The organism is Kribbella sp. NPDC020701, assembly GCF_055562215.1.
This window is the reverse complement of record NZ_JBVHFT010000072.1, coordinates 1-1,237: the sequence shown is the minus strand read 5'-3', so window position 1 is coordinate 1,237 and position 1,237 is coordinate 1. Positions and strand designations below refer to the sequence as shown.

Sequence of the window (1,237 nt, the reverse complement as noted above, 5' to 3'; positions counted from 1 at the left end):
CTGCCGGGGAGTGCGGTAGTCGAGTCCGGAGTGGCGACGTCGTGAATTGTAGCGAAGTTCGATATAGCGTGCAATATCGCGGTAGGCGTTCTCGCGGGTGGGGTATTGTGTACGGTGAACACGTTCGTTCTTCAGTGCGGCGAAGAATGATTCGGCCATCGCGTTGTCGTAACATATCCCGGTTCGCCCGACCGATTGCCGGAGGTTATACCGCTTCAGCGTCGCGGCGAACTGGGTGGATGTGTAGTTACTGCCGCGGTCGGAGTGGAATATCGCATCGTCGGCGAGGTTGTGGTTCCGTGTGGCCATCTCGATTGCCCGCTCGATGAGCGGCGTTTTGTAATTGTCGTCCATCGCCCAGCCGATGACGGCTTTGGTGTGGCAGTCGATCACCGTCGCTAAATAGACCCATCCTTCCCAGGTTTCGATATAGGTAATGTCGCCAACCATTTTCTCGCCAGGAGCGGCGGCGTTGAAGTCGCGTTGGACGAGGTCGGGGATGTGGTGGGTCTGGCCGTCGGACGCGGTGAGACTGTGCCGCCAGGGCCTGGGCTGGCACGGCTCCAGGCCCAGCTCGCGCATCAGGGCGCGGACGAGCTCGGGGCCGCACCGCACGCCCCAGCCGGCTAGGTCGGCGTGGACCCGTCGGTACCCGTAGGTGCCGTCAGAGTCCTCGAACGACTTGTCGATCAGCAGCTTCAGTTCGTCCCGGCGCTGCGCGGTGGCCGACGCCGGCCGGTCTCTCCATTCGTAGAAACCGGAGCGCGACACGTCCAGCAGCGCGCACATTTTGGCGATCGACAACGCGGCGACCGTGTTCGTGGCGTTCTCAGTGTTCCCGCTCGCTGCGTGCTCTGCATCGATGAACTCGAACCTGTCGCTCACCGATGATCCTTGGCAAAGTACGCCGCGGCTTTTTTCAGGAACAAGTTCTCCTGCTCGAGCTCGCGATTACGGCGACGCAACTCGGCCATCTCGGCCCGTTCCGCGCCGGCGGGCGCTGGCTCTTCCCCGGCATGCTCTCGACGATAGGCGTTAACCCAGTTGCCAAGAGTTCCCGGGTTAATACCGAGCTCCTTGGCCACCTGAGCGATCGGCCGCGAGGTCTCCAGAACCAACCTCACAGCCTCATCCCGAAACTCAGGAGAGAAGTTTCTCTTCGGACGCGGCAAAGACTTTCCTTTCCAGACGACCCAATCTTAGTTGGACCGCTGTCCGGGACCTTCGGGGCACCTCA

Annotated in this window: 1 protein-coding gene; it reads right to left on the bottom strand. The window is 61.7% G+C overall.

What is annotated here, in order from left to right:
* Nucleotides 1–1,172, bottom strand: a protein-coding gene (locus ACZ3HV_RS44575; RefSeq protein WP_465693963.1) for an IS3 family transposase whose coding sequence is annotated in 2 segments (ribosomal slippage) — nt 1–908 and nt 908–1,172 — 1,173 coding nt annotated over the 2 segments. Because the reading frame shifts where the segments join, the coding sequence is not laid out codon by codon here. This gene is flagged as partial in the annotation.
* Nucleotides 1,173–1,237: the final 65 nt, after the last annotated feature.